Source organism: Pseudomonas sp. yb_5, from assembly GCF_043103865.1.
GTDB lineage: Bacteria > Pseudomonadota > Gammaproteobacteria > Pseudomonadales > Pseudomonadaceae > Aquipseudomonas > Aquipseudomonas putida_Y.
Genome location: NZ_JBICKE010000057.1, coordinates 1 through 22,653, shown reverse-complemented (window position 1 = coordinate 22,653; position 22,653 = coordinate 1). Strand labels below are relative to the sequence as shown.

Here is a 22,653-nt window from a genome sequence, read left to right as displayed (position 1 = left end):
TCGACCTCGCTGCTCTTTACAGGGCAAATCACCGGGAGTTATAAGAAAGTCGACCAGCGCAACCCGACGGGAAGGATGCAGCATGCCCCACACGCCCTCCAGCCACAGCGAGAAACGCGACTTCATTCGTATGCGCATCGACACCGAGATCAGCCTTTTGCACGAAGGCCAGGTGATTACGGCGGTGTGCCTGGACCTGTCCAGCGGCGGCATGCAGGTGCAGGCGCCGCAGCGCTTTCTGGTGGGTGATCGCATTGAGGTACGGATCGACTCCGACCATCCGGCACTGAAGGGGTTGCATGCCAGTACCGAAGTGGTATGGATCGCCGACCAGCCGGGCGGGCAGCAGAAATTCGGGCTGAGGATTCTGGCCATGCATTGAACAATGGGGCCGCGTTGCGGCCCCGGGTTCACAAGTCAGAAGTCGTCTTCGACCTCGCCATCCTTCACCTTGAACTCGCGGTTCTGCAGGTAGGCGTTACGAATGAAGATGTACTTGTCACCCTGAATCAGCTTTTCGGCCGAGAGCAGGCTGGCGCGGGTGTCGATCACGTCCAGCGCAAAGATCGAGTTGCGCGTAGGCACGTGGTCGATATAGCGATAGGGTTTGGTGTAGGTGTCCGGGTACTTGGCCACGCCGTCACGCACAGTGCTTGGGCCCAGCAGCGGGATGACCACATACGGCCCGCTCGGCACCCCCCAGTAGCCCAGGGTCTGGCCAAAGTCCTCGTCGTTGCGCTGCAGGCCCATCTTGGTACCCACATCGAAGAAGCCACCCAGGCCGAAGGTGGTGTTGACGATCAACCGCGCCGTATCCACGCCCGCCGCATGCGGCTTGAGTTGCAACACGTTGTTGGCCAGGTTGGTCACGTCACCCAGGTTGCGAAAGATGTTGTGGATGCCATCTTCGAGGAACTGGGGAGTGACCGCCTGGTAGCCCTTGGCCAATGGTTTGAGGGCATAGGTGTCGAGGGTATCGTTGAAGCGGAAGATCGGGCGGTTGACCGCTTCCCAGGGATCTTCCTCGGTGGCGGCCTGGGTGGCAGCCACGGGCGCCAGCAGCATGCTGGCGCAGACACAGGCCTGGGTGACTCGTTCGATCACACTGGCACCGATCCTACGCATAGATGTTTCTCCATCGAATTTCTCGGCCGCAAGCGCAACAGGTCGCGCTGCTATCAAGGCGGCAGTATAGAGACTTGCGGGCTGATAAACAGCCTTACACATTTTTGCTCAATATTTTGTGAACAACTGTTGCACAGCGGGCGGTGTCACAGGACGGTAACAATCAACGCATAGCCTGCGAACTATTTGGGGGAAGTTGCCATGGACACTGCGCCTGCCTTCACTGCTGTACTGTTCGGCTTGCGCGGCTGCCTGGTGCAGGCCGCCAATGGCGCTCCCTCCCCCGCCCCCGGCGCCCTGGCCACGCTTGCCAGCCTGCGTCAGCGCCAAGTGCCGTGCATCTGGCTGGATGACCTCAATACCACGCAAAGCGAGCACCTGGCCCATGTGCTGCCCGACTGGCTGCCAGGGCATGCGGTCAACGGCGTGCCCTGGCCAGCGCCAAACGCTTGCTGGCAGGCACTGATGGCGCTGGACAGCGAGCGCCTGGATGGCTGCGTATTGGTCAGCGGCGACCCGCGCCTGCTGCAGTCTGGCCTTAACGCCGGCTTGTGGACGATAGGCCTGGCCGCCTGCAGCCCGTTATGCGACCGCACTTCTGCACAATGGCAAGCCCTGGGCCCGCAAGAGCAGGATCTGGCACGCAGCAAGGCGACGCTGGCGCTGTTCAGCCTGGGCGTGCACTCGGTGATCGACCATCTGGAAGCGCTGGACACCTGCCTGCAGGACATCGCCCAGCGCCGACGCAAGGGTGAAAAACCCTGATACAGCAGCCTTGACGCGGATCATGCAAATCGGCAGCAGGTAGATTACCCTGAAGACAGGCCAGAACCTTTGCCACGTCGCCGAGGTCCATGGCTTGCCAAGCCATTGATGGAGAATAACCAATGCCTGCCCGCGAATTGCAAGAGCGCCTGAACAGCTTGCGCGAGCAACTGGACCGCAACGTACCGCTTTCGGAAGAAGAGCTGGCTGCCCTGCACGAAGAGGCGCGCCAGATCGAGGCGCAACTGAAACTTGAAGAAGCCACGCCAGACAACAACCTGGTGGACGGCGTGAACCTGGCGATCGAACGCTTCGAGGCCGACCACCCCGACCTCACAGCCACCCTGCGCAGCATTGCCAACTCGCTGCACAGCATGGGGATCTGAAATAACGGGGGCCGCAAAGCGGCCCCTGTATTACTGCCGAACCAGGCGCTTGTTATCCGGGCTGATCGCCCCGGTGCTGCGGTACGGGTTGATATCCAGCCCACCGCGGCGCACATAGCGCGCATAGACCGTCAGGTGCTCCGGCTGCAGCAGATTCTTCAAGTCCAGGTAAATCCGTTCCACACACTGCTCATGGAAGTCGGCATGTTGGCGGAAGCTGATCAGATAGGTCAGCAGGCTGGCGTGGTCCAGTGCCCGCCCCTTGTACTCGACCACCACGCTGCCCCAATCCGGCTGGCCGGTGACCGGGCAGTTGGACTTCAGCAGATGGCTGTGCAGGGTTTCTTCCACCATCCGCTCCGGGTTGCAGCGCAACAGCTCTGGCTGTGGCTGCTCGTAGTTGCTGATGGCCACGTCCAGTGCATCGATGCACTGCCCCGGCAAAGCCACCACCCCCTGGGCTTCAACCTCGGCCAACGTGCGAACCTTCACCCCCACCGGCTTGCCGGCAGCGGAGGACAGGTCTTTTTCCAGGCATGCCTGCAACTCGCCCAGCGAGGCGAACACCGTCTGGTTCAGCGAGTTGAGGTACAGCTTGAATGACTTGGACTCGATGATGTTTGGCGAGTCAGCCGGGATGGCGAACTCGCCGATCGCCACCACCGGCTTGCCCGAAGGCAGCAGCCAGCTCAGCTCGAAGCAGTTCCAGTAATCCACACCCTGCCAGGGCAACGTCTGTGCAGTGACGCCCAGCTCGGCCCACTTGGCAGTGCGCGGGATCGGGAACAGCTGTTCCGGGGAGTAGGTGGCGATGTATTCGCTGGACTTGCCCAGCGGGGAATGTTCGGCAGCGGGATGCATGGAAACTGACCTAGAGGTTCGGATTTACCTCTAGTCTAACGGTTTTGCACCCCGCCTTGCAGGGCCAGTCACTCAATGGTCAATGCCCCGACCATACCCGCCTGGTAATGCCCCGGCACGTTGCAGGCAAACTCGATGGGTGCCGACTGACGGAAGGTCCAGGTCAGCTCGGCGCGCTGGCCGGGCATGACCAGCACGGTATTGCCAGCCCCGTGACCATGGCCGTCACCGTGGTTCATCATCTTGCCGTGATCCATGCCTTCGTGGTTCATGGCCTGGGTGAACATCTTGCCTTGCATGGCGACCATTTCCTTCTGGTGTTCGGCATGCATGGCCTTGTCGCCCAGGTTGAATTCGTGCGGCAGTTTGCCCTCGTTGACCAGCACGAAGCGCACCGTCTCGCCGGCTTTTACCTGCAGGCTTTTGGGCTCGAAGGCGATGTCCTTGAGCACCACGTTGACCGTACGGGTGGCCTTGGCTGCCGGGGCAGGCTCGCCAAAGGCGAAGGTCTGCGCCTGGCCAGCAACAGCCGGCAGGCTACCCAGGGCAAGGGTGGCGGCAATGAGCAGGTGTTTCATGATGACTCCGGGTTACACAATCGGGATGAAGCCACGTTAGCCGGGGGCGACTGGCAGCTACCTGACAGGCACATTACAACTTTGTCAGCTTGGGCGAGCGGGCACATCGTCACGTATCATTTCAGCCATCACATTGCTCCTGTGCTAGCAGGGTAAAACAACGCCCATTGGCTACGCTAACTTTCAGATTATGGACAGTGCATGAAACTGCTGATCGTCGAAGACCAGGCCCGCACCGGCCAGTACCTGAGCCAAGGCCTGAGCGAGGCCGGCTTTGCCACCGAGTTGGCTACCGATGGCGAGACCGGCCAGTTCCTCGCCCTGACTGGCGACCACGACCTGCTGATCCTCGACGTGATGCTGCCCGGCCGCGACGGCTGGCAGATCCTTCAGGCCGTGCGCCAGGCTGGCCTGGATACCCCAGTGCTGTTCCTGACCGCCCGCGACGCCGTCGAGGATCGTGTGCATGGTCTGGAACTGGGCGCCGACGATTATCTGGTCAAGCCGTTCGCCTTTTCCGAACTGCTGGCCCGGGTACGCAGCCTGCTGCGCCGAGGCACCAGCCCGAGCCAGGACACCACCCTGTGCCTGGCCGACCTGCGTCTGGACCTGATCCGCCGCCGTGCCGAGCGTGCCGGGCTGCGCATCGACCTGACCGCCAAGGAGTTTTCACTCCTTGAACTGCTGCTGCGCCGCCAGGGCGAGGTGCTGCCAAAATCGCTGATCGCCTCGCAGGTATGGGACATGAACTTCGACAGCGACACCAACGTGATCGAAGTGGCCATCCGCCGCCTGCGCCTGAAGATCGACGACCCGCACCCCAACAAGCTGATCCACACCGTACGCGGCATGGGTTACGTACTTGAAGAGCGCACCGAGTGATGCGCCGGATTTCCCTCGGCAGCCGCCTGGCCCTGCTGTTCGCCGCCTGCACCGCCACCGTCTCGCTGGGCGCCGGCCTGTTATTCAGCCGGGCCAGCGAGCAGCACTTCATCGAGCTCGACCAACAACTGCTGGACTCGCGCCTGTCATTGTTCCGTACGCAACTGGCTGGCGTCAGCACGGCTGATGAACTCCAGGCCCGCCTGCCTGCCCTGCACGATGAACTGAGTCACCAGGCAGACCTGGCCCTGCGTATCAGCGCCAGCAATGGCGTTACCTGGTTCGAAAGCCGCAGCGGGCTGCCGCTTGCAGCGCAGGCCACCGGGCTGGCCACCCTGCATGCGCCAGGCATCGACTACCGCAGCCTGTCCGTACCCCTGATGCAGAGCGCCATGCAGTCGCCGCGACTGACCCTGTACCTCGACATCACCCACCACCAGCACTTCCTCCAAGGCATGCAACGGCTGATATGGCTGACGGTCGGCCTGTCGGCGCTAACCACCGCACTACTGGGTGCCTGGGCCGCCCGCAGCGGCCTGCGACCATTGCGGCAGATGGGCCAGGTGGCCGCCAGCGTGTCAGCGCGCTCCCTCACCACCCGTCTGCCGGTGGCGCAGATGCCCGAAGAACTGGCCGAACTGGCCAGCAGCATGAACGCGATGCTGCAGCGCCTGGACGATGCCTTCCAGCGCCTGTCAGCGTTTTCCGCCGATATCGCCCACGAGTTACGTACGCCGCTGTCCAACCTGCTGACCCACACCCAGGTCACCCTCACCCGCCCACGCAGCCTCGAAGAATACCGCGAGGCGCTGCATGGCAACCTGGAAGAACTGCAATGGATGGCGCAGATGATCAACGACATGCTGTTTCTGGCCAAGGCCGACCACGGCCTGCTGGTACCGGGCCACGCGCCTTTGGCGCTGCATGACGAGATGGATGCGCTGCTGGAGTACTATGCGCCGCTGGCCGAAGACAGCGACGTGCAAATGCTGCGCGAGGGTGAAGCCGTGCTGCTCGGTGACCAGCATATGCTGCGCCGGGCGCTGTCCAACCTGCTGGACAACGCCATGCGCTTCACGCCGGCAGGAGGACAGATAAAGGTAACCTTGGGGCCGGGACCGACGATTAACGTGGCCAATACCGGGCTGGCTATCGACCCGGCGGCGCTACCGCGGCTGTTTGACCGGTTCTACCGGGTGGACCCGGCTCGGCGGGAAGGCAGCAGCGAGCATGCAGGGCTGGGCTTGGCGATTACCCGGTCGATCGTGCAGGCCCATGGCGGGTGCATACGGGCGGAGTGCGAGGGTGGGTGGACCCGATTCGTGATCGACTTCACTCAAGATCGGTAACCCTGGGGCGCTTTACGCCCCCAGGATCTCAGGCAAGCATCAAACCGCCAGGCCAATCGCCGGCTGCACCTGCGACGCCCGGTAGGCCGGGTAAATGGTCGCCAGGAAACTCATCACCAGGCCGGCGGTGCAGATGATCACCACATCCCCCCACTGTAACTGCGACGGCAAGCTGCTGACGAAATACACATCCGACGTGAAGATGTGCTGCCCGCTCACCCGCTCCAGCCAACCGACAATCTGACTGACATTGAACGCCGCAATCACGCCCAGTACGCCACCAATCAGCGTGCCGACAATGCCGATCAGGCTGCCCTGGACCATGAACGTACCCATGATCTGCGCCGGCGTGGCACCCAAGGTACGCAGGATGGCAATGTCCGGCCCCTTGTCGTTCACCACCATCACCAGGGTGGCGATGATATTGAACGCCGCCACCGCGATGATCATCATCAGCAGCAGACCGATCATGGTCTTTTCCATCTTCATGGCGCTGAACAGGCTGCCCTGGGTATGCGACCAGTCATCGGCGCGGTAAGCGTCACCAAGCCCGGCAGCAATCGCCTTGGACACCTGCGGAGCGGCATACAGGTCGTGCAGCTTCAGCCGCACACCTTGCACCTGGCCTGGCGCCCAGCGTTGCATCTCGGCGGCATCCGCAACATGGATATAGGCCTGCGACCCATCCAGCTCGGCGCCGACCTTGAAGATGCCAACCACGGTGAGGCGCTGCATGCGCGGGGTGATGCCACCCGGTTCCTTGCTGATTTCCGGCACGATCAAGGTCAGCTTGTCGCCGGTATTCAGACGGAAGCGGCGTGCGGTCAGCTCGCCGATGACCACGCCGAATTCACCTGGCTGCAAGCCCTGCAGGCGGCCTTGGACGATGTGCTGGCCAACGATGGAAACCTTGCCCTCCTCGGCCGGGTCGATACCCCCCACCTGGATCGGCTGCATGGCGCCCTTGTACGACAGCATGCCTTCCATCTCGGTAATCGGCGCCACTGCCATCACCGCCGGGTTCTTCATGGCTGCATCGGCCACCTTGTGCCAATCGTCCAGCGGCTGCAGGCCAAGGATGGCGGCATGCGGCACCAGGCCGAGAATGCGCGAGCTCATTTCGCGCTGGAAGCCGTTCATCACCGACAGCACCACGATCATCGCCAGCACGCCCAGCGACAGGCCGATCATCGAAGTCATCGAGATGAACGAAATGAAGTGGTTGCGACGCTTGGCTCGGGTGTAGCGCGCGCCGATAAAGATGGGCAAGGGTCTGAACATGTACGAAATCACCCAATGAAAACAGGAAAACGGGGCAGCACCTGCCACCCCGGCAGTCGATCAGATGGCCACCAGGTGGCCATCGTCGAGCTTCAGCACACGGTCCATCTGCCGCGCCAGGTTGAGGTCGTGGGTGACCACCAGGAATGCCGTGCGCGAGGCACCGGACAGCTCCTGCATCAGCTCCTGGATGCCCTGGGCGGTATGGTGGTCGAGGTTGCCGGTCGGCTCGTCGAGCATCACCAGGCCGGGGCGGTTGACCAGCGCCCGGGCAATCGCCACGCGCTGGCGCTCGCCGCCGGACAGTTCGGCCGGCTTGTGGCTCAAGCGGTGACCCAGGCCTACCCGCTTGAGCAGCGCCTCGGCACGCTCCCGGGCCTCGGGGATGGACGTTCGGCCGATCAGCAACGGCATGCACACGTTCTCGATGGCGGTGAACTCCGGCAGCAGGTGGTGAAACTGGTAGACAAAGCCCAACTCACGATTGCGCAGCAGGCCACGGGCCCGCTCGCCCAGTGCCGACAGCTCTTCGCCAGCCAGCCATACGCTGCCTTGGGTCGGCCGGTCGAGGCCGCCCAGCAGGTTGAGCAAGGTACTCTTGCCAGAGCCGGAACTGCCGACGATGGCCACCCGCTCACCGGCCTGCAGCTCCAGGTTGAGCCCGGACAGTACCTGCACCGACTCCGGGCCCTCGTCGTAGGACTTGCCCAGGTTGCGGCAACTCAGAACGGCTTTATCACTCATGCGCGACTCACTCATAACGTAGCGCCTCTGCAGGCTGGGTGCGGGCCGCACGCCAGGCCGGGTACAGGGTGGCGAAGAAACTCAGGACCAGTGCCGCACCGCAGACCATGTACACGTCCTGGGCCAGGATCTGCGACGGCAGGTAATCGATGAAGTACACGTCGGCGTTGAGGAACTTGTGCCCGATCAGTTTCTCGATGCCTGCGATCGCCGCGCTTACGTTCAGCGCCGCGAAGATCCCGACCACGGCGCCGATCAGGGTACCGATCACCCCGATCACCGTGCCCTGAACCATGAAAATGAGCATGATCTGCCCGGGCGTGGCACCCAGGGTACGCAGGATGGCGATGTCGCCGCGCTTGTCGTTCACCACCATCACCAGGGTGGAAATGATGTTGAACGCTGCCACCGCCACGATCAGCAGCAACAGCAGGCCGATCATGGCCTTTTCCATACGGATCGCCTGGTACAGGTTACCGTGGGTACGGGTCCAGTCGCGGCTATAGAATTCCTGGTCGCCCAGCTGCTGGGCGATGCTCCAGGCTACGCGTGGCGCCTGGAACAGGTCGTCGAACTTCAGGCGCAGGCCCTGGACCTGGTCGGGCCTCCAGCGGTGCAGGCGGGACAGGTCGCTGATATTGGTCAGGCCCAGGTAGCCATCGATCTCGCCCGCGCCAACGTGGAAGGTGCCGACCACGGTGAAGCGCTTCATGCGCGGGAACATGCCGGCGGGGGTCACGCTGACCTCGGGGGCGACGAAGGTGAGCTTGTCGCCGATGGCAACGCCCAGCTTGGCCGCCGCCTTGTCGCCGATCATGATGCCCCACTCGCCCGGTGCCAACTGGTCAAGGCGGCCTTGCTGGACGAAGTTGTCGATGATCGACACCTCGCGCTCGCGAGCGGGGTCGATGCCATTGAGCAGCACCTTCTGCACCTTGCCATCATGGGTCAGCAGGCCCTGCATCTGGGTGAACGGCGCAACCGCTACCACCTGCGGATTCTGCTTTACTTGTTGGGCAAGGGCCTGCCAGTCGGCAATGGGCTGGCCGCTCTCCAGCGTGGCATGGGGAATCATGCCCAACACGCGGGTGCGCATCTCGTGGTCGAAACCGTTCATCACCGACAGCACCACGATCATCACCACCACGCCCAGGGCGAGGCCGATCATCGAGGTCAGGGAAATGAACGAGACGAAGTGATTGCGACGTTTGGCACGGGTATAACGCGTGCCGATGAATGCGAAAAGAGGTCTGAACATGTCGGGGCTTGTTCGGATGAAAGGGAACGTCCTTGTGGCGAGGCGCCTACGGCGGCTTTACACTCGGACCACCGCCGCTACCTTGGGTTCGCCATGACGACATTAGACGAAGAAGATCGCCGCGAATACTACCGCATCGAAGATCGGATCGCACTTCAAATAAGCCCCCTTAGCGCGGCCGAAGCCCTCGAGCCAGATGTGTTGCAAGATGATTCGCCGTTATTCAACCTGCTCAGCGAGCTGCACCTGTCAGACTTCGAGTCGCAACACCTGTTGCGCCAGCTGAGCGACAAGGACCGCACCCTCGCCGCCTTCCTGCGAGCACAGAGCAAGCGCCTCGACTTGCTCAGCGCGGTGGTTGCGCAAACCCTGCTTGGCGAAGTCGGCGAGCCACTACCGGTGGTCATTTCCGAAGGCGGCATCGAATCCGTCCAAGCCACACCGATTGCCCCCGGTACCCGGGTGAAAGTGAAAATGGTGCTGATGCCGCGCGCCCATGGCCTGCTGCTGCGCGGCAGAGTCAGCCATTGCGACCCTCGCCCGGAGGGCGGCTTCGAGGTCGGCACCGAGTTCATCGACATGACCGACGCCCAACGACAACTGCTGGCCCGTTACATCCTGCAGCGCCAGCAACAACAACGGCGCCAGCAGCTGGAACTGAACGACCCCGCCTCCTGAGCCAATTTTTCCCTGATTTGAAGGAACGAACGTGACCCTGATCTACGGCCATCGCGGCGCCAAGGGCGAAGCACCCGAGAACACCCTGAAAAGCTTTCAGCAATGCCTGGCACATGGCGTGACCCGCTGCGAGCTGGACCTGCACCTGTCATCCGACAACGAACTGATGGTCATCCACGACCCCACCCTCAAGCGCACCACTGGCCGGCGCGGCAAAGTAGTCGAGCACCCGGCCGCCGAACTGGTCATGATCGATGCCCGCAAAGGCGGCCCGGGCCATGTGCAGCCCTGCCCGATCCCGAAACTGGAAGAGCTGTTCAAAAAATGCCCGTTCGAGCACTGGCAGCTGGAAGTGAAAAGCGCCTCGCGCACCCGTGCGGCTACCACTGTCCTGGCGATCCGTGAACTGGCCCAGCAATATGGCCTGCTGGACAAGGTGACCATCACCTCCAGTTCACGCGAAGTACTGGGCGCCGCCCTGGAACTGGTGCCAGACGTGAAGCGCGGGCTGGTGGCCGAATACGCCTGGCTCGACCCGCTGAAGGTGGCACATAACTATGGCTGCGAGCTGCTGGCATTGAACTGGACACTGTGCACCCCCGAGCGCCTGCTCAAAGCACAGGGCCAGGGTTTGCATGTGTCGGTGTGGACGGTCAACGAGCCGGCACTGATGCGCCGGCTGGCTGACTTTGGTGTGGACAGCCTGATTACAGACTTTCCCGGTTTGGCCAAGACCACCCTCGGGTAGGGTTGAAATCGGTCTCTCCGACCGGCTCAGGCCACCGGTCGGAGCCGCTCAAAAAAGCCGGTTCAGGCCGTCATAGGCAGCTACCCGATAGGCTTCGGCCATGGTCGGGTAGTTGAACGTGGTGTTGACGAAGTACTTCAGGTTGTTGTGCTCACCTGGCTGGTTCATGATCGCCTGGCCAATGTGGACAATTTCCGAAGCCTGGTAGCCGAAGCAATGCACGCCGAGGATTTCCAGGGTTTCGCGGTGGAACAGGATCTTCAGCATACCCTGCGGCTCGCCGGCGATCTGCGCACGCGCCATGCCCTTGAAGAAGGCCTTACCCACTTCGTACGGTACCTTGGCCTGGGTCAGTTCCTGCTCGTTCTTGCCGATCGAGCTGATCTCCGGAATGGTGTAGATACCGGTCGGCACGTCGTTGACGAAGCGCCAGCTGCCATTGTCGACAATGCTGCCAGCGGCCGACCGGCCCTGGTCATGGGCCGCACTGGCCAGGCTTGGCCAGCCGATCACGTCACCGGCGCCATAGATGTTCGGCACGGCGGTGCGGTAGGCCTCGTCGACCTCGATCTGGCCGCGACTGTTCACCTTGATGCCGATGTTTTCCAGGCCCAGCTTGTCGGTGTTGCCGGTACGACCGTTGCACCACAGCAAGGCGTCGGCCTTGATCTTCTTGCCCGACTTGAGGTGCAGGATCACCCCGTTATCCAAACCTTCGACGCGCTCATACTCTTCATTGTGACGCACGGTGATGTTGTTGTTGCTGAAGTGGTAGCTCAGTGCCTGGGAAATTTCCGAATCGAGGAAGCTCAGCAGTTGGCCACGGTTGTCGACCAGCTCGACCAATACGCCCAGGCCACTGAAGATCGAAGCGTATTCGCAACCGATCACGCCGGCACCGTACACGATCAGCTTGCGCGGGGTATGGCTGAGGCTGAGGATGGTGTCGCTGTCGTAGACGCGCGGGTGGTGGAAGTCGATGTCGGCCGGGCGGTAGGGGCGCGAACCAGTCGCGATGATGATGTGCTTGGCGTTGAGTTTCTCGACCACCCCGTTCGGGCACACCACTTCCACGGTTTGCTCGTCGGCGAAGCTGCCGGTGCCGAAGAACACGTCGACGCGGTTACGGGCATAGTAGCCAGTGCGCGATGCCACCTGCTTGGCGATGACCTTCTCGGCGCTTTTCAGCACGTCCGGGAACGAGAACCAGCGTGGCTCACCGATGGCACGAAACATCGGGTTGGTGTTGAACTGCATGATCTGCCGCACCGAGTGACGCAGTGCCTTGGACGGAATGGTACCCAGATGGGTGCAGTTGCCACCGACCTGGCGACGGTCATCGACCATCGCTACCTTGCGCCCTGCTTTGGCGGCGTTCATTGCCGCGCCTTCACCGGCCGGGCCGGAACCCAGCACCACTACGTCGTAGTTGTAGACAGCCATGCGTACTCCTTCAGAACTGGCCCGCAAGCCACGGTCGCTCGCGGGGCACGATCATGCCGCCGGGGCGCCATGAGAAAATTCGGGTGCAGTCTAATCAACCCTGAACGCCGCGCACATTAACCCTTGGTCGCGTCGTAGGCCAATTTCGCCCGCACTACATATGCTTCACCCATTCCCTGGCGGCAATCATCCCTGCTTGTGCTTTCACTGGCCTTTCACTGCCCGTTCGAACGCGGGCGTAGCTCGGGAGACGAAGCCACCCTCCGCCCGAGTCACCAAAACCGCCGCCAGGTCATGCGCCACGGCAAAATCCCAGCCTCGCTGCGGCCCCAGGATGAGCAGCAGCGTCGAATAGCCGTCGGCCTGCAGTGCTGAGGCGTCCAGCACCGTAACGGCCGCCAGGTCATGCTCGACCGGTCGCCCGAGGCGGGCATCGAAGGTGTGCGAATAGCGCCGGCCATTCTGCTCGAAATAGTGCCGATAGTCACCCGAGGTTGATACTGAAAGGCTATTGACCGGGATGATCTGGCGGGCGACCTGCCGGTCTTCGCGGGGCAGTTCCAGGGCAATGCGCCAAGGGCCGCCGTCAGGCTTGCGGCCAACCGCCTTCAACTCGCCAGTGACCTCGGCAACAAAACTGCTGACACCCATGGCCTGCAGGCGCGCAGCGATCAAGTCGACAGCATGGCCGGCGACGATGCTGTTGAAGTCGAGCTGCACCGGGGCATCCTTGCACAGGGCTCGACCTTTGACGCGCAGGTGCTGGTAACCCACACGCCGGCGTACCTGGGCCAGTGCCTGTGGTTCGGGCACCTGCTCGTGACGGGCCTGAGGGCCGAAGCCCCACAGGTCGAGCAAAGGCTCCACCGTGAGATCGAAAGCGCCATCGCTCTGTTCGGCAAGGTGCTGGCCGAGGCTGACCAATTCAAGCATATCGGGCGGCAGGGCCAGGCACTGGCCGGCGGGTAACCGGTTGAACTGGCTGACGATGGAATCGCCGCGGTAGGTCGAGTAGTGGTGGTCGATGTCATGCAGGATGGTTTCAACCGCCCTCTGCACCTGTGCTGGCACCGGACCACCAGGCTCGCGGACGTACTGGATGCTGTAGCTGCTGCCCATGGTCGGGCCACCCAGGCGCTCCAGGGTGGGGCCCTGGTTGCAGGCGGTGAGTAGCAGCAGAATGAACAGTAGGGCTGTGCGCACAGTAGGGTTTCTCGGTTGCCGGTGCTGGCCTCTTCGCGGGTAAACCCGCTCCTACAGGGGCAGTGATAATCCTGTAGGAGCGGGTTTACCCGCGAAAGGGCCAGCACTGACAACACACATTCAGAATAAAAAAAACGGGAACCCGAAGGTTCCCGTTTTTTCATTGCCTTACAAGCGAATCAGCGTGGAAACGCTGGCGGGTTCACACCGGCCATGTCTTCCATCACACGAACCACCTGGCAGCTATAACCGAATTCGTTGTCGTACCAGACGTACAGAACAACGCGGTTGTCGTTGGCGATGGTCGCCTCTGCGTCAACCACACCGGCGTGGCGCGAGCCCACGAAGTCGGTCGAAACCACTTCCTGCGAAGCCACGTAGTCGATCTGCTTGTGCAGCTCCGAGTGCATGGCGGTCTGGCGCAGGTACTCGTTGATCTCGTCGCGGGTGGTGGCCTTTTCCAGGTTCAGGTTCAGGATGGCCATCGAAACGTTCGGCGTCGGGACACGAATGGCGTTGCCGGTCAGCTTGCCCTTCAGCACTGGCAGAGCCTTGGCAGCAGCGGTGGCGGCGCCGGTTTCGGTGATTACCATGTTCAGCGGCGCGGCACGGCCACGGCGGCTGCCCTTGTGGAAGTTGTCGATCAGGTTCTGGTCGTTGGTGAACGAGTGAACGGTTTCGACGTGGCCGTTGACGATGCCGTACTGATCGTTGATGGCCTTGAGCACCGGCACGATGGCGTTGGTGGTGCAGGAGGCCGCCGAGATGATCTTGTCATCGGCAGTGATGTCACCGTGGTTGATTCCGTGCACGATGTTCTTCAGCGCGCCCTTGCCAGGTGCGGTGAGGATCACGCGGGCAGCACCCGGGCAGGCCAGGTGCTGGCCCAGGCCGTCGGCGTCACGCCAGACACCGGTGTTGTCGACGATAAGCGCATTGTCGATGCCGTACTGGGTGTAGTCGACTTCGCTCGGGTTCTTGGCGTAGATAACCTGGATCAGGTTGCCGTTGGCAGTGATGGTGTTGTTGGCTTCGTCGATGGTAATGGTGCCATCGAACGGACCGTGCACCGAGTCACGGCGCAGCAGGCTGGCACGCTTGACGAGGTCGTTTTCGGCGCCCTTGCGCACGACGATGGCACGCAGACGCAGGCCGTCACCACCACCGGTCTTCTCGATCAGGATGCGCGCCAGCAGGCGGCCGATGCGACCGAAACCGTACAGGACAACGTCGGTGCCTTTGCGCGCCGACGCGTTCTGCTGGCCAACCACGTCGGCCAGCTCTTCACGGACGAACTGCTCGGCAGTGCGGCCATTGCCTTCCTGCTTGAACTTGTTGGCCAGCTTGCCCAGGTCGACCGATGCGGCGCCCAGTTTCAGCTCGCTCATGGCCTTGAGCAGGGGGAATGTCTCGTGGACGGACAGTTCGGTTTCGTCGGTTTGGCGGTGGCGCGCAAAGCGGTGCGCCTTGAGGATCGAGATAACCGAACGGTTGATCAGGCTGCGGCCATAAATCGAGCTCACCACGTTGTTATTGCGGTAGAGCTGACCGATAAGCGGGATCATCGCTTCAGCCAGGGCTTCACGATCAATCCACTCACCAAGACACTGGTCGGGCTTCTGAGTCACGGGAACCTTCCACATGTAGGGACAGAAAAAAGGGGCTACATTATGACGCCCCAACGCGGAACCGGCAATGAGTGCCTGTCGCAGCGACACAAGCCAGTGCTCATGCCCTTTCGAGCCTGACAGCCGACACGGTCACCGGTACAATCGGTCTCTTTGCCGCAACGCTTGGAGTGCAATCTCCCGTGTCAGTTCTGCGCCTACCGCAAATGTCGGCCACGGCCGGCAAACAAACCTGGGGCAACCTGCCCGGTGCCGCCCTCAGCCTTGCCATCGCCGAAGCCGCCAGCAGCGCTGGCCGCTTCACCCTGCTGCTGACGGCCGACAGCCAGGCCGCCGACCGTCTGGAGCAGGAGCTGCGCTTCTTTGCCCCGGACCTGCCCGTGCTGCCGTTCCCCGATTGGGAAACCCTGCCCTACGACCTGTTCTCGCCGCACCAGGACATCATCTCCCAGCGCATCGCCAGCCTGTACCGCTTGCCGGAGCTGAGCCACGGCATCCTCGTGGTGCCGATCACCACCGCCCTGCACCGCCTGGCGCCCACGCGTTTTCTGCTGGGCAGCAGCCTGGTGCTGGATGTGGGCCAGACCATCGACGTGGAGCAGATGCGCACGCGCCTGGAGGCCAGCGGCTATCGTTGTGTCGACACCGTCTACGAGCATGGCGAGTTCGCCGTGCGCGGTGCACTGATCGACCTGTTCCCGATGGGCAGCAAACTGCCCTATCGCATCGACCTGTTCGATAACGAGATCGAGACGCTGCGCACCTTCGACCCCGAGACCCAGCGCTCGATCGACAAGGTGGATTCGGTGCGCCTGCTGCCAGCACGCGAATTCCCGATGCAGAAGGAAGAAGTGACCCGCTTCAAGGCACGTTTTCGCGAGCGCTTCGACGTCGACTTCCGCCGCAGTGCAATCTTCCAGGACCTGGCCAGCGGCATCATCCCCGCCGGTATCGAGTACTACCTGCCGCTGTTCTTCGAAGAAACCTCGACCCTGTTCGACTACCTGCCGACCGACACCCAGGTGTTCTCGCTACCCGGTGTGGAACAGGCCGCCGAGCACTTCTGGAACGACGTGCGCGGGCGTTATGAAGACCGCCGCGGCGACCTCAGCCGGCCGCTGTTGCCGCCGGCCGAGCTGTTCCTGCCGGTGGAAGATTGCTTCGCCCAGCTCAAGCAGTGGCCCCGGGTGGTGGTCAGCAGCGAAGCGCTCGACCCTGGCGCGGGCCGCGAGCGCTTCCCGGCGCGCGCCCTGCCCAACCTGGCCATCGAGGCCAAGGCCAACCAGCCGCTGGCCGAGCTGGCCAACTTCCTCGACCAGTTCCCCGGCCGCGTACTGTTCACTGCCGAATCAGCAGGCCGTCGTGAAGTGCTGCTGGAACTGCTCGAACGGCTGAAGCTGCGCCCACAGACCGTCGAAGGCTGGGACGATTTCATTACCGGTGCCGAGCGCCTGGCGATCACCATCGCCCCGCTGGACGACGGCCTGCTGCTGGACGACCCAGGCCTGGCCCTGATTGCCGAAAGCCCACTGTTCGGCCAGCGGGTGATGCAGCGCCGGCGCCGTGACAAGCGCGGCGAAACCGCCAACGACGCGGTCATCAAGAACCTCACCGAGCTGCGCGAAGGTGCGCCGGTGGTGCACATCGACCATGGCGTCGGCCGCTACCTGGGCCTGGCCACCCTGGAAATCGACGGCCAGGCCGCCGAATTCCTGACGCTGGAATACGCCGAAAACGCCAAGCTGTATGTGCCGGTGGCCAACCTGCACCTGATCGCCCGCTACACCGGCAGCGACGACGCCCTGGCACCGTTGCACCGGTTGGGTTCGGAGGCCTGGCAGAAGGCCAAGCGCAAGGCCGCCGAACAGGTCCGCGACGTGGCCGCCGAACTGCTCGACATCTATGCTCGCCGCGCCGCACGCAAGGGCTACGCGTTTGCCGACCCGTCCGTCGACTACGCCACCTTCAGCGCCGGCTTCCCGTTCGAGGAAACCCCGGATCAGCAGGCCGCCATCGAGGCCGTGCGCGCCGATATGCTGGCACCCAAGCCAATGGACCGCCTGGTCTGCGGCGACGTGGGCTTCGGCAAGACCGAAGTGGCCATGCGCGCAGCGTTCATCGCCGTGCACAGTGGCCGTCAGGTGGCCGTACTGGTGCCCACCACCCTGCTTGCCCAGCAGCATTACAACAGCTTCCGCGACCGCTTTGCCGACTGGCCCGTGACCGTGGAAGTGATGAGCCGCTTCAAGTCGGCCAAGGAAGTGGCCGCCGCCGCCGCGGACCTAGCCGAAGGCAAGATCGACATCCTTATCGGCACCCACAAGCTGTTGCAGGACGACGTGCGTTTCAAAGACCTGGGCCTGGCCATCATCGATGAAGAGCACCGCTTTGGCGTGCGCCAGAAAGAACAATTGAAGGCGCTGCGCAGTGAGGTCGACATCCTCACCCTGACTGCCACGCCGATTCCGCGCACGCTGAACATGGCGGTGGCGGGCATGCGCGACCTGTCGATCATCGCCACACCGCCAGCACGCCGCCTGTCGGTGCGCACCTTCGTCATGGAGCAGAACAAGAGCACGGTCAAGGAGGCGCTGCTGCGCGAACTGTTGCGCGGTGGCCAGGTGTACTACCTGCACAACGATGTGAAAACCATCGAAAAATGCGCCGCCGACCTTGCCGAACTGGTGCCTGAGGCACGCATCGGCATCGGCCACGGGCAAATGCGCGAACGCGAGCTGGAACAGGTGATGAGCGATTTCTACCACAAGCGCTTCAACGTGCTGGTGGCCTCGACCATTATCGAAACCGGTATCGACGTGCCCAGCGCCAACACCATCGTCATCGAGCGCGCCGACAAGTTCGGCCTGGCCCAGCTGCACCAGCTGCGTGGCCGGGTTGGCCGCAGCCACCACCAGGCTTACGCCTACCTGCTCACACCTACCCGTCAGAAGGTCAGCGCCGACGCCGAAAAGCGCCTGGAGGCAATCGCCAACACGCAAGACCTGGGCGCAGGCTTCGTGCTGGCCACCAACGACCTGGAAATCCGCGGGGCCGGCGAGCTGCTGGGCGAAGGCCAGAGCGGGCAGATCCAGGCGGTGGGCTTCACCCTGTACATGGAAATGCTCGAGCGTGCGGTCAAGGCAATCCGTAAAGGTACCCAGCCGAACCTTGAGCAGCCACTGGGCGGCGGCCCGGAGATCAACCTGCGCCTGCCGGCACTGATCCCCGAAGACTACCTGCCTGACGTGCATGCGCGCCTGATCCTGTACAAACGCATTGCCTCGGCTGCCGACGAGGAAGGCCTCAAGGACCTGCAGGTCGAGATGATCGACCGCTTCGGGTTGCTGCCGGAGCCGACCAAGAACCTGATGCGCCTGACGTCGCTCAAGCTGCACGCGGAAAAGCTCGGCATCAAGAAAGTCGATGCGGGGCCCAACGGTGGCAAGCTCGAGTTCGAAGCCGAAACCCCGGTCGACCCACTGACCCTGATCAAGCTGATCCAGGGCCAGCCCAAACGTTACAAGTTCGAAGGCGCTACCCAGTTCCGCTTCCTGGTACCGATGGAACGCCCCGACGAACGTTTCAATACCCTGGAGGCGCTGTTCGAGCGCCTGACCCCACAGCCTGCCTAAGGAAGACCCATGCGTGCCATCCGTTGCCTGACCCTGCTGCTGGCGCTGTTCGCCCCGGCTGCCTTCGGCGAAGGCCTGTATCAGGTAGAAATGATTCTGGTGCGGCAGAACAGCGTGCCCGCCTTCACCAGCCCGTTCGCCCCCGAAGACTGGAGCGCTGGCGCCCCACGCCTGAGCAAAGACGCCGAGCACCGCCTGGCACTGGAAGATGAAGCCACCCGCCTGGCAGCCACAGCCGACTACACCGTGCTCATGCACAAAGCCTGGCAGCAGCAGGTGGGCAGCGAACCCAGCCGCATCGCCGTGGGCGAAGGCACCGAACAGTTCGGGCACTTCCCTATCGAAGGCAACCTGAGCATCGCTGAAGGCCGCTTCATCACAGTCGAGGCCAACTTCTGGGTCAACCAGCTGGATGGCAACGGCAACGTGCTGCAAAGCGAGCAGTTCAGGCAGAGCAACAGCAACGTCAAGGGCGGCCAGCTGACCTTTCTCGACGGTGGGCACCTGGCAGTGCTGCTGAAGGTGACACCACCGGGCACGCCGAAAATGCCAGTGATGGACCCGGAGATGATGGAGCAGTAAGCCCATGAAGCACGATGCTGCCGAGATGGTGAACGCCTATCCGAACTGGATTCAATCATTCAGCAAGGCCACCCTGCAGCGCGGTGAGCGCTATGCCGAGGAAGGCAGGGTCGAACTGGAAGGCATTCATGGGCAGAGCATAACGGCCAATTGCCAGGGAAGCGGCAACAACCACTACCGGCAACACATCGAGTTGCACGTTGCGGGCGGCCGGTGCCATGTGCGCGGCGAATGCGATTGCCCGGTACGACACAACTGCAAGCATTGCGCCGCTGCACTTTTCTGCGTGAGCGACCGCTTTTCCAACAGTGAGGTAACGCAAGCCAACCCGGGCACCTTGTCCGCCGAACTGCAGCACTGGTTGAGCGGCCTGGAGCAGGCCCCGCCCAAAGCCGACGCTACCGAAGACAAGCGTGGACGCATGGTGTGCTATCAGCTCCAGCTCACCGACGATGCCGGCTGCGCCCTGCTTGTCCGCAAGGGCACGCGTACGGAGGATGGCATCCGCTTCAGCCGCGTCCAGTCACTTTACGATTTTCTCTACGAGCCACCGCGCTTCGTAACAGACGAAGACACCCGCATTCTGCGTCTGCTCTCGGCCCTGAATCAGGGTGGCGGCCAGGATCGCGGCTACAGACTGAAGGGCCACGAAGGTGGTGAGTTGTTCCAGCGCGCCCTCGAAACCGGGCGAATGTTCTTCGATACCGACTTCCCCCTGCTTCACGAAGGCCCGGTGCGCCATGCCGAGTTTCGCTGGGTACGCCTGGACAACGGAAACTACCGGGGGCGGTGGTACAGCGGCGAAGAGACGCTGCGCTGCGTCATCCCGCTGCTGCCGCTTTACTACTTGAACCTGCTGACCCGTGAAGTGGGCAAGGTCGAACACAGCCTGGATCCGCACGTCGCCGTTCAGCTGACCATCGCACCCGATGTACCGGAACACCTTGTCGTACCCTTGAGCCACAAGCTCAATGCCCTCAGCCACAAGGTGCCGACGCCGACGCAAGTGCAGGAGCAACTGCTCGATAACATCCAGCCAAAGCCCCTTCTTGCTCTCGGCAGCCTTGAATACACCGCCTACATGCCAAAAACCGGTCGCATGCAGCGGCAAATGCAACATCGCGCCGCACTGGCGTTCGATTATGACGGCTTGCAGGCCAGCGGCACCGACGAAAAGCCGCTGACCCGCCTGGCGGGCAGCACCAGCCAGCGCATTCGCCGCCAGACTCAAGCCGAGCAGGCGCTGCGCCAGATGCTGCGCGATTTCGGTTTCAAACCCGCCACACGCCAGAGCAAGGCCCTACCCGACAGCGCCGGCGAAATGTACCAGTTGCCGGACGACGAAGCCTGGCTGCACTTTGCCCGCGAAGGCCTGCCGCGCCTGCGCGAAGCCGGCTGGGACATCGACATTCACCGCGACTTCGCCTTCAACCTGCAGGAGGTGGACGACTGGTATGCGACCATCAACGAAGCGCCCGGCCATGAATGGTTCGACCTGGAACTAGGCATCGTGGTCGATGGCCAGCGCCACAGCCTGCTGCCGATCGTGTTGCAACTGTTGCGCAGCAGCCCGGAGCTGCTACGCCCTAGCGAACTGGCCCGGCGCAGTGACGATGAACACCTGCTGATCGACCTCAACCGCGGCCGTCTCGATGCCCCCGCTTTGCGCGTCGCCCTGCCTTACGGCCGCATCAAGGCCGTCATGGGCACCCTGGGCGAGCTCTACTTGCATGAGGACACGGCAGGCCCGTCCCTGCGCTTGGAGCGCGCCGACGCCGCGCGCCTGAACGAAATCGAAGGCCTGCCCCTGCACTGGGAAGGTGGCGAGCATGTACGCGATCTGGGTCGCCGCCTGCGCGATGCCCGCGACCTGCAGGTAGAACCGCCCACCGGGCTGCAGGCCAGCTTGCGCCCTTATCAGCAGCAAGGCCTGAACTGGCTGCAGGCCCTGCGCGAGATGGGTACCGGCGGCATCCTCGGCGACGACATGGGCCTGGGCAAGACCCTGCAGGCCTTGGCCCATCTGCTGCTGGAGAAACAATCCGGGCGCCTGAGTACACCGGCCCTGGTGGTCATGCCAACCAGCCTCATACCCAACTGGCTGGACGAAGCCCAGCGCTTCGCGCCCGACCTGCGCGTCCTGGCACTGCATGGGCCGGGGCGCAGCAAGTACTTCACCAAGCTCCATGAGTACGATCTGGTCCTGACCACTTACGCCCTGATGCCACGCGACCTCGAACAGTTGCGCCCCCAGGCCTGGCACATGCTGATACTGGACGAGGCGCAAAACATCAAGAGCAGTAGCAGCAAGGCCGCCCTCGCCGTCTGCGAGCTACAGGCCGGCCAGCGCCTGTGCCTGACCGGCACGCCGATGGAAAACAACCTGGGCGAACTGTGGTCGATCTTCCACTTCCTGATGCCTGGCTGGCTGGGCGACCTGAAGCGCTTCAATCAGGATTACCGCAACCCGATCGAACGCCACGGTGACAGCGAGCGCATGACCCACCTGGCCAGCCGCATCCGGCCGTTCCTGCTGCGTCGCACCAAAGAGCAGGTGGCCACCGAGCTACCGGCCAAGACCGAGATGGTGCACTGGGTCGAGCTCAGTGATGCACAGCGCGATACCTACGAGGCCGTGCGAGTGGCCATGGACCAGAAAGTCCGCGATGAAATCGCCCGCAATGGCGCCGCACGCAGCCAGATCGTGATCCTCGACGCGTTGCTCAAGCTGCGCCAGGTGTGCTGCGACCTGCGCCTGGTCAAGGGGGTAGAAAGCAAAGGCAACCAGGCCGACAAGGGCAAGCTGGGGGCGCTGCTGGAAATGCTCGAAGAACTGCTCAGCGAAGGGCGCCGGGTGTTGCTGTTCTCACAGTTCACCTCGATGCTGGCGCTGATCGAGCAGGAACTCGAGAAGCGCAAGATCCGCTACAGCCTGCTGACCGGTGACACTCGCGACCGTCGCACGCCAGTGCAGCAGTTCCAGCAAGGTAACAGCGAAGTGTTCCTGATCAGCCTCAAAGCGGGGGGCGTTGGCTTGAACCTGACGGCAGCGGACACCGTGATCCACTTCGACCCCTGGTGGAACCCGGCCAGCGAAAACCAGGCTACCGATCGTGCCTACCGCATCGGCCAGGACAAGCCGGTGTTCGTGTTCAAGTTGATTACCCGGGGTACGGTGGAAGAGAAGATCCAGCTGCTGCAGCAGGAAAAGGCAGCACTGGCAGCCAGCCTGCTGGACGGCGGGCAGGCTGGGCAATGGCGGCTTGGCGATGAAGAAATCGAGGCCCTGTTTGCGCCGTTGCCCGGAAAGCGCGGGCGGTAGGCCAAAGGGGGATGGAGCGTAGGAGCGGGTTTACCCGCGAAAGGGCCGGGCCTGCTGACCAATCTCCACCTGCCGCTCACCGTTGCCGCCGCTACCGTATTCGCGGGTAAACCCGCTCCTACAACGCAATGGGTGGTGGGCACACATCGGAGGTTGGACGCAGGCCGTCGTAGGCGCGGGTTTACCCG

Annotated in this window: 19 protein-coding genes; 10 read left to right on the top strand and 9 right to left on the bottom strand. The window is 62.9% G+C overall.

Annotated elements, in window-relative coordinates; translation table 11 throughout:
* Positions 1-82 precede the first annotated feature (82 nt).
* Positions 83-382: a PilZ domain-containing protein gene (locus tag ACF8GF_RS08310; RefSeq protein WP_176684867.1), complete on the top strand. Its 300-nt coding sequence runs from the start codon at positions 83-85 to the stop codon at positions 380-382.
* Positions 383-417: 35 nt separating this feature from the next.
* Here ACF8GF_RS08310 and ACF8GF_RS08305 read toward each other — a convergent pair whose 3' ends face one another.
* The gene (locus ACF8GF_RS08305) at positions 418-1,125 is read right to left on the bottom strand and encodes a VacJ family lipoprotein (protein WP_176684866.1); all 708 of its coding nucleotides are present in this window, start codon (positions 1,123-1,125) and stop codon (positions 418-420) included.
* A 201-nt stretch (positions 1,126-1,326) separates the two neighbouring features.
* Here ACF8GF_RS08305 and ACF8GF_RS08300 point away from each other — a divergent pair, with 201 nt between their 5' ends.
* Positions 1,327-1,890 carry a phosphonoacetaldehyde phosphonohydrolase-related protein gene (locus ACF8GF_RS08300; protein ID WP_176684865.1) on the top strand — a complete coding sequence of 188 codons (564 nt, stop codon included), beginning with the start codon at positions 1,327-1,329 and terminating at the stop codon, positions 1,888-1,890.
* Positions 1,891-2,012: 122 nt separating this feature from the next.
* Positions 2,013-2,276: a DUF4404 family protein gene (locus ACF8GF_RS08295; RefSeq protein ID WP_003248815.1), complete on the top strand. Its 264-nt coding sequence runs from the start codon at positions 2,013-2,015 to the stop codon at positions 2,274-2,276.
* A 30-nt stretch (positions 2,277-2,306) separates the two neighbouring features.
* On the opposite strand, the gene queF is transcribed toward ACF8GF_RS08295, so the two are convergent.
* Complete coding sequence (gene queF, locus ACF8GF_RS08290; protein WP_392488159.1) at positions 2,307-3,137, bottom strand: NADPH-dependent 7-cyano-7-deazaguanine reductase QueF; 831 nt, start codon at positions 3,135-3,137, stop codon at positions 2,307-2,309.
* Positions 3,138-3,205: 68 nt separating this feature from the next.
* Positions 3,206-3,715 (bottom strand): plastocyanin/azurin family copper-binding protein, encoded by a 510-nt coding sequence (locus ACF8GF_RS08285; RefSeq protein WP_176684863.1) that lies wholly within the window; start codon positions 3,713-3,715, stop codon positions 3,206-3,208.
* 201 nt (positions 3,716-3,916) lie between these two features.
* On the opposite strand from ACF8GF_RS08285, the gene cinR reads away from it, so the two are divergent.
* A complete protein-coding gene (gene cinR, locus ACF8GF_RS08280) occupies positions 3,917-4,597 on the top strand; it encodes a two-component system response regulator CinR (RefSeq protein ID WP_176684862.1) in 681 nt (226 codons plus the stop codon).
* Positions 4,594-5,946, top strand: coding sequence for a two-component system sensor histidine kinase CinS (gene cinS, locus ACF8GF_RS08275; protein WP_392488160.1), 1,353 nt, complete (start codon positions 4,594-4,596; stop codon positions 5,944-5,946). Before cinR ends, cinS begins: the two co-directional genes overlap by 4 nt.
* Positions 5,947-5,985: 39 nt before the next feature.
* On the opposite strand, the gene ACF8GF_RS08270 is transcribed toward cinS, so the two are convergent.
* From ACF8GF_RS08270 to ACF8GF_RS08260, 3 genes are read right to left on the bottom strand one after another with little or no spacing between them, the layout of a single operon-like run.
* Positions 5,986-7,227, bottom strand: a complete 1,242-nt coding sequence (locus ACF8GF_RS08270) for a lipoprotein-releasing ABC transporter permease subunit (RefSeq protein WP_392488161.1) — start codon at positions 7,225-7,227, stop codon at positions 5,986-5,988.
* 60 nt (positions 7,228-7,287) lie between these two features.
* Entirely contained in the window at positions 7,288-7,971 is a 684-nt protein-coding gene (gene lolD, locus ACF8GF_RS08265; RefSeq protein WP_392488162.1) for a lipoprotein-releasing ABC transporter ATP-binding protein LolD, read from the bottom strand.
* Positions 7,972-7,978: 7 nt separating this feature from the next.
* Positions 7,979-9,229, bottom strand: a complete 1,251-nt coding sequence (locus ACF8GF_RS08260; protein ID WP_176684858.1) for a lipoprotein-releasing ABC transporter permease subunit — start codon at positions 9,227-9,229, stop codon at positions 7,979-7,981.
* 93 nt (positions 9,230-9,322) lie between these two features.
* On the opposite strand from ACF8GF_RS08260, the gene ACF8GF_RS08255 reads away from it, so the two are divergent.
* Both ACF8GF_RS08255 and ACF8GF_RS08250 read left to right on the top strand, forming a co-directional pair.
* Positions 9,323-9,907 (top strand): PilZ domain-containing protein, encoded by a 585-nt coding sequence (locus tag ACF8GF_RS08255; RefSeq protein ID WP_176684857.1) that lies wholly within the window; start codon positions 9,323-9,325, stop codon positions 9,905-9,907.
* Positions 9,908-9,938: 31 nt separating this feature from the next.
* Positions 9,939-10,655 (top strand): glycerophosphodiester phosphodiesterase, encoded by a 717-nt coding sequence (locus ACF8GF_RS08250; RefSeq protein ID WP_176684856.1) that lies wholly within the window; start codon positions 9,939-9,941, stop codon positions 10,653-10,655.
* A gap of 48 nt (positions 10,656-10,703) precedes the next feature.
* Here the strand turns inward: ACF8GF_RS08250 and sthA are convergent, their stop codons facing one another.
* The 3 genes from sthA to ACF8GF_RS08235 all read right to left on the bottom strand — a co-directional run bounded on the left by sthA (position 10,704) and on the right by ACF8GF_RS08235 (position 14,944).
* Positions 10,704-12,098 (bottom strand): Si-specific NAD(P)(+) transhydrogenase, encoded by a 1,395-nt coding sequence (gene sthA / locus ACF8GF_RS08245; RefSeq protein WP_176684855.1) that lies wholly within the window; start codon positions 12,096-12,098, stop codon positions 10,704-10,706.
* A 204-nt stretch (positions 12,099-12,302) separates the two neighbouring features.
* Positions 12,303-13,301 (bottom strand): FAD:protein FMN transferase, encoded by a 999-nt coding sequence (locus ACF8GF_RS08240; protein WP_209964643.1) that lies wholly within the window; start codon positions 13,299-13,301, stop codon positions 12,303-12,305.
* A gap of 179 nt (positions 13,302-13,480) precedes the next feature.
* Positions 13,481-14,944, bottom strand: a complete 1,464-nt coding sequence (locus tag ACF8GF_RS08235) for a glyceraldehyde-3-phosphate dehydrogenase (RefSeq protein WP_176684853.1) — start codon at positions 14,942-14,944, stop codon at positions 13,481-13,483.
* A 167-nt stretch (positions 14,945-15,111) separates the two neighbouring features.
* Between ACF8GF_RS08235 and mfd the strand changes: the two genes are divergently transcribed.
* The 3 genes from mfd to ACF8GF_RS08220 are packed head-to-tail and all read left to right on the top strand — an operon-like array spanning position 15,112 to position 22,465.
* Complete coding sequence (gene mfd / locus ACF8GF_RS08230) at positions 15,112-18,561, top strand: transcription-repair coupling factor (protein WP_176684852.1); 3,450 nt, start codon at positions 15,112-15,114, stop codon at positions 18,559-18,561.
* 9 nt (positions 18,562-18,570) lie between these two features.
* Positions 18,571-19,143, top strand: coding sequence for a CsiV family protein (locus ACF8GF_RS08225; protein ID WP_176684851.1), 573 nt, complete (start codon positions 18,571-18,573; stop codon positions 19,141-19,143).
* 4 nt (positions 19,144-19,147) lie between these two features.
* A complete protein-coding gene (locus tag ACF8GF_RS08220; protein WP_176684850.1) occupies positions 19,148-22,465 on the top strand; it encodes an SNF2-related protein in 3,318 nt (1,105 codons plus the stop codon).
* The last annotated feature ends 188 nt before the right edge of the window (positions 22,466-22,653 follow it).

Coding starts and splice junctions, on each gene's coding strand:
- ACF8GF_RS08310 (WP_176684867.1), top strand. CDS start 83: ATGCCCCACACGCCCTCCAGCCACAGCGAGAAACGCGACTTCATTCGT.
- ACF8GF_RS08305 (WP_176684866.1), bottom strand. CDS start 1,125: ATGCGTAGGATCGGTGCCAGTGTGATCGAACGAGTCACCCAGGCCTGT.
- ACF8GF_RS08300 (WP_176684865.1), top strand. CDS start 1,327: ATGGACACTGCGCCTGCCTTCACTGCTGTACTGTTCGGCTTGCGCGGC.
- ACF8GF_RS08295 (WP_003248815.1), top strand. CDS start 2,013: ATGCCTGCCCGCGAATTGCAAGAGCGCCTGAACAGCTTGCGCGAGCAA.
- queF (WP_392488159.1), bottom strand. CDS start 3,137: ATGCATCCCGCTGCCGAACATTCCCCGCTGGGCAAGTCCAGCGAATAC.
- ACF8GF_RS08285 (WP_176684863.1), bottom strand. CDS start 3,715: ATGAAACACCTGCTCATTGCCGCCACCCTTGCCCTGGGTAGCCTGCCG.
- cinR (WP_176684862.1), top strand. CDS start 3,917: ATGAAACTGCTGATCGTCGAAGACCAGGCCCGCACCGGCCAGTACCTG.
- ACF8GF_RS08270 (WP_392488161.1), bottom strand. CDS start 7,227: ATGTTCAGACCCTTGCCCATCTTTATCGGCGCGCGCTACACCCGAGCC.
- lolD (WP_392488162.1), bottom strand. CDS start 7,971: ATGAGTGATAAAGCCGTTCTGAGTTGCCGCAACCTGGGCAAGTCCTAC.
- ACF8GF_RS08260 (WP_176684858.1), bottom strand. CDS start 9,229: ATGTTCAGACCTCTTTTCGCATTCATCGGCACGCGTTATACCCGTGCC.
- ACF8GF_RS08255 (WP_176684857.1), top strand. CDS start 9,323: ATGACGACATTAGACGAAGAAGATCGCCGCGAATACTACCGCATCGAA.
- sthA (WP_176684855.1), bottom strand. CDS start 12,098: ATGGCTGTCTACAACTACGACGTAGTGGTGCTGGGTTCCGGCCCGGCC.
- ACF8GF_RS08235 (WP_176684853.1), bottom strand. CDS start 14,944: ATGTGGAAGGTTCCCGTGACTCAGAAGCCCGACCAGTGTCTTGGTGAG.
- ACF8GF_RS08225 (WP_176684851.1), top strand. CDS start 18,571: ATGCGTGCCATCCGTTGCCTGACCCTGCTGCTGGCGCTGTTCGCCCCG.
- ACF8GF_RS08220 (WP_176684850.1), top strand. CDS start 19,148: ATGAAGCACGATGCTGCCGAGATGGTGAACGCCTATCCGAACTGGATT.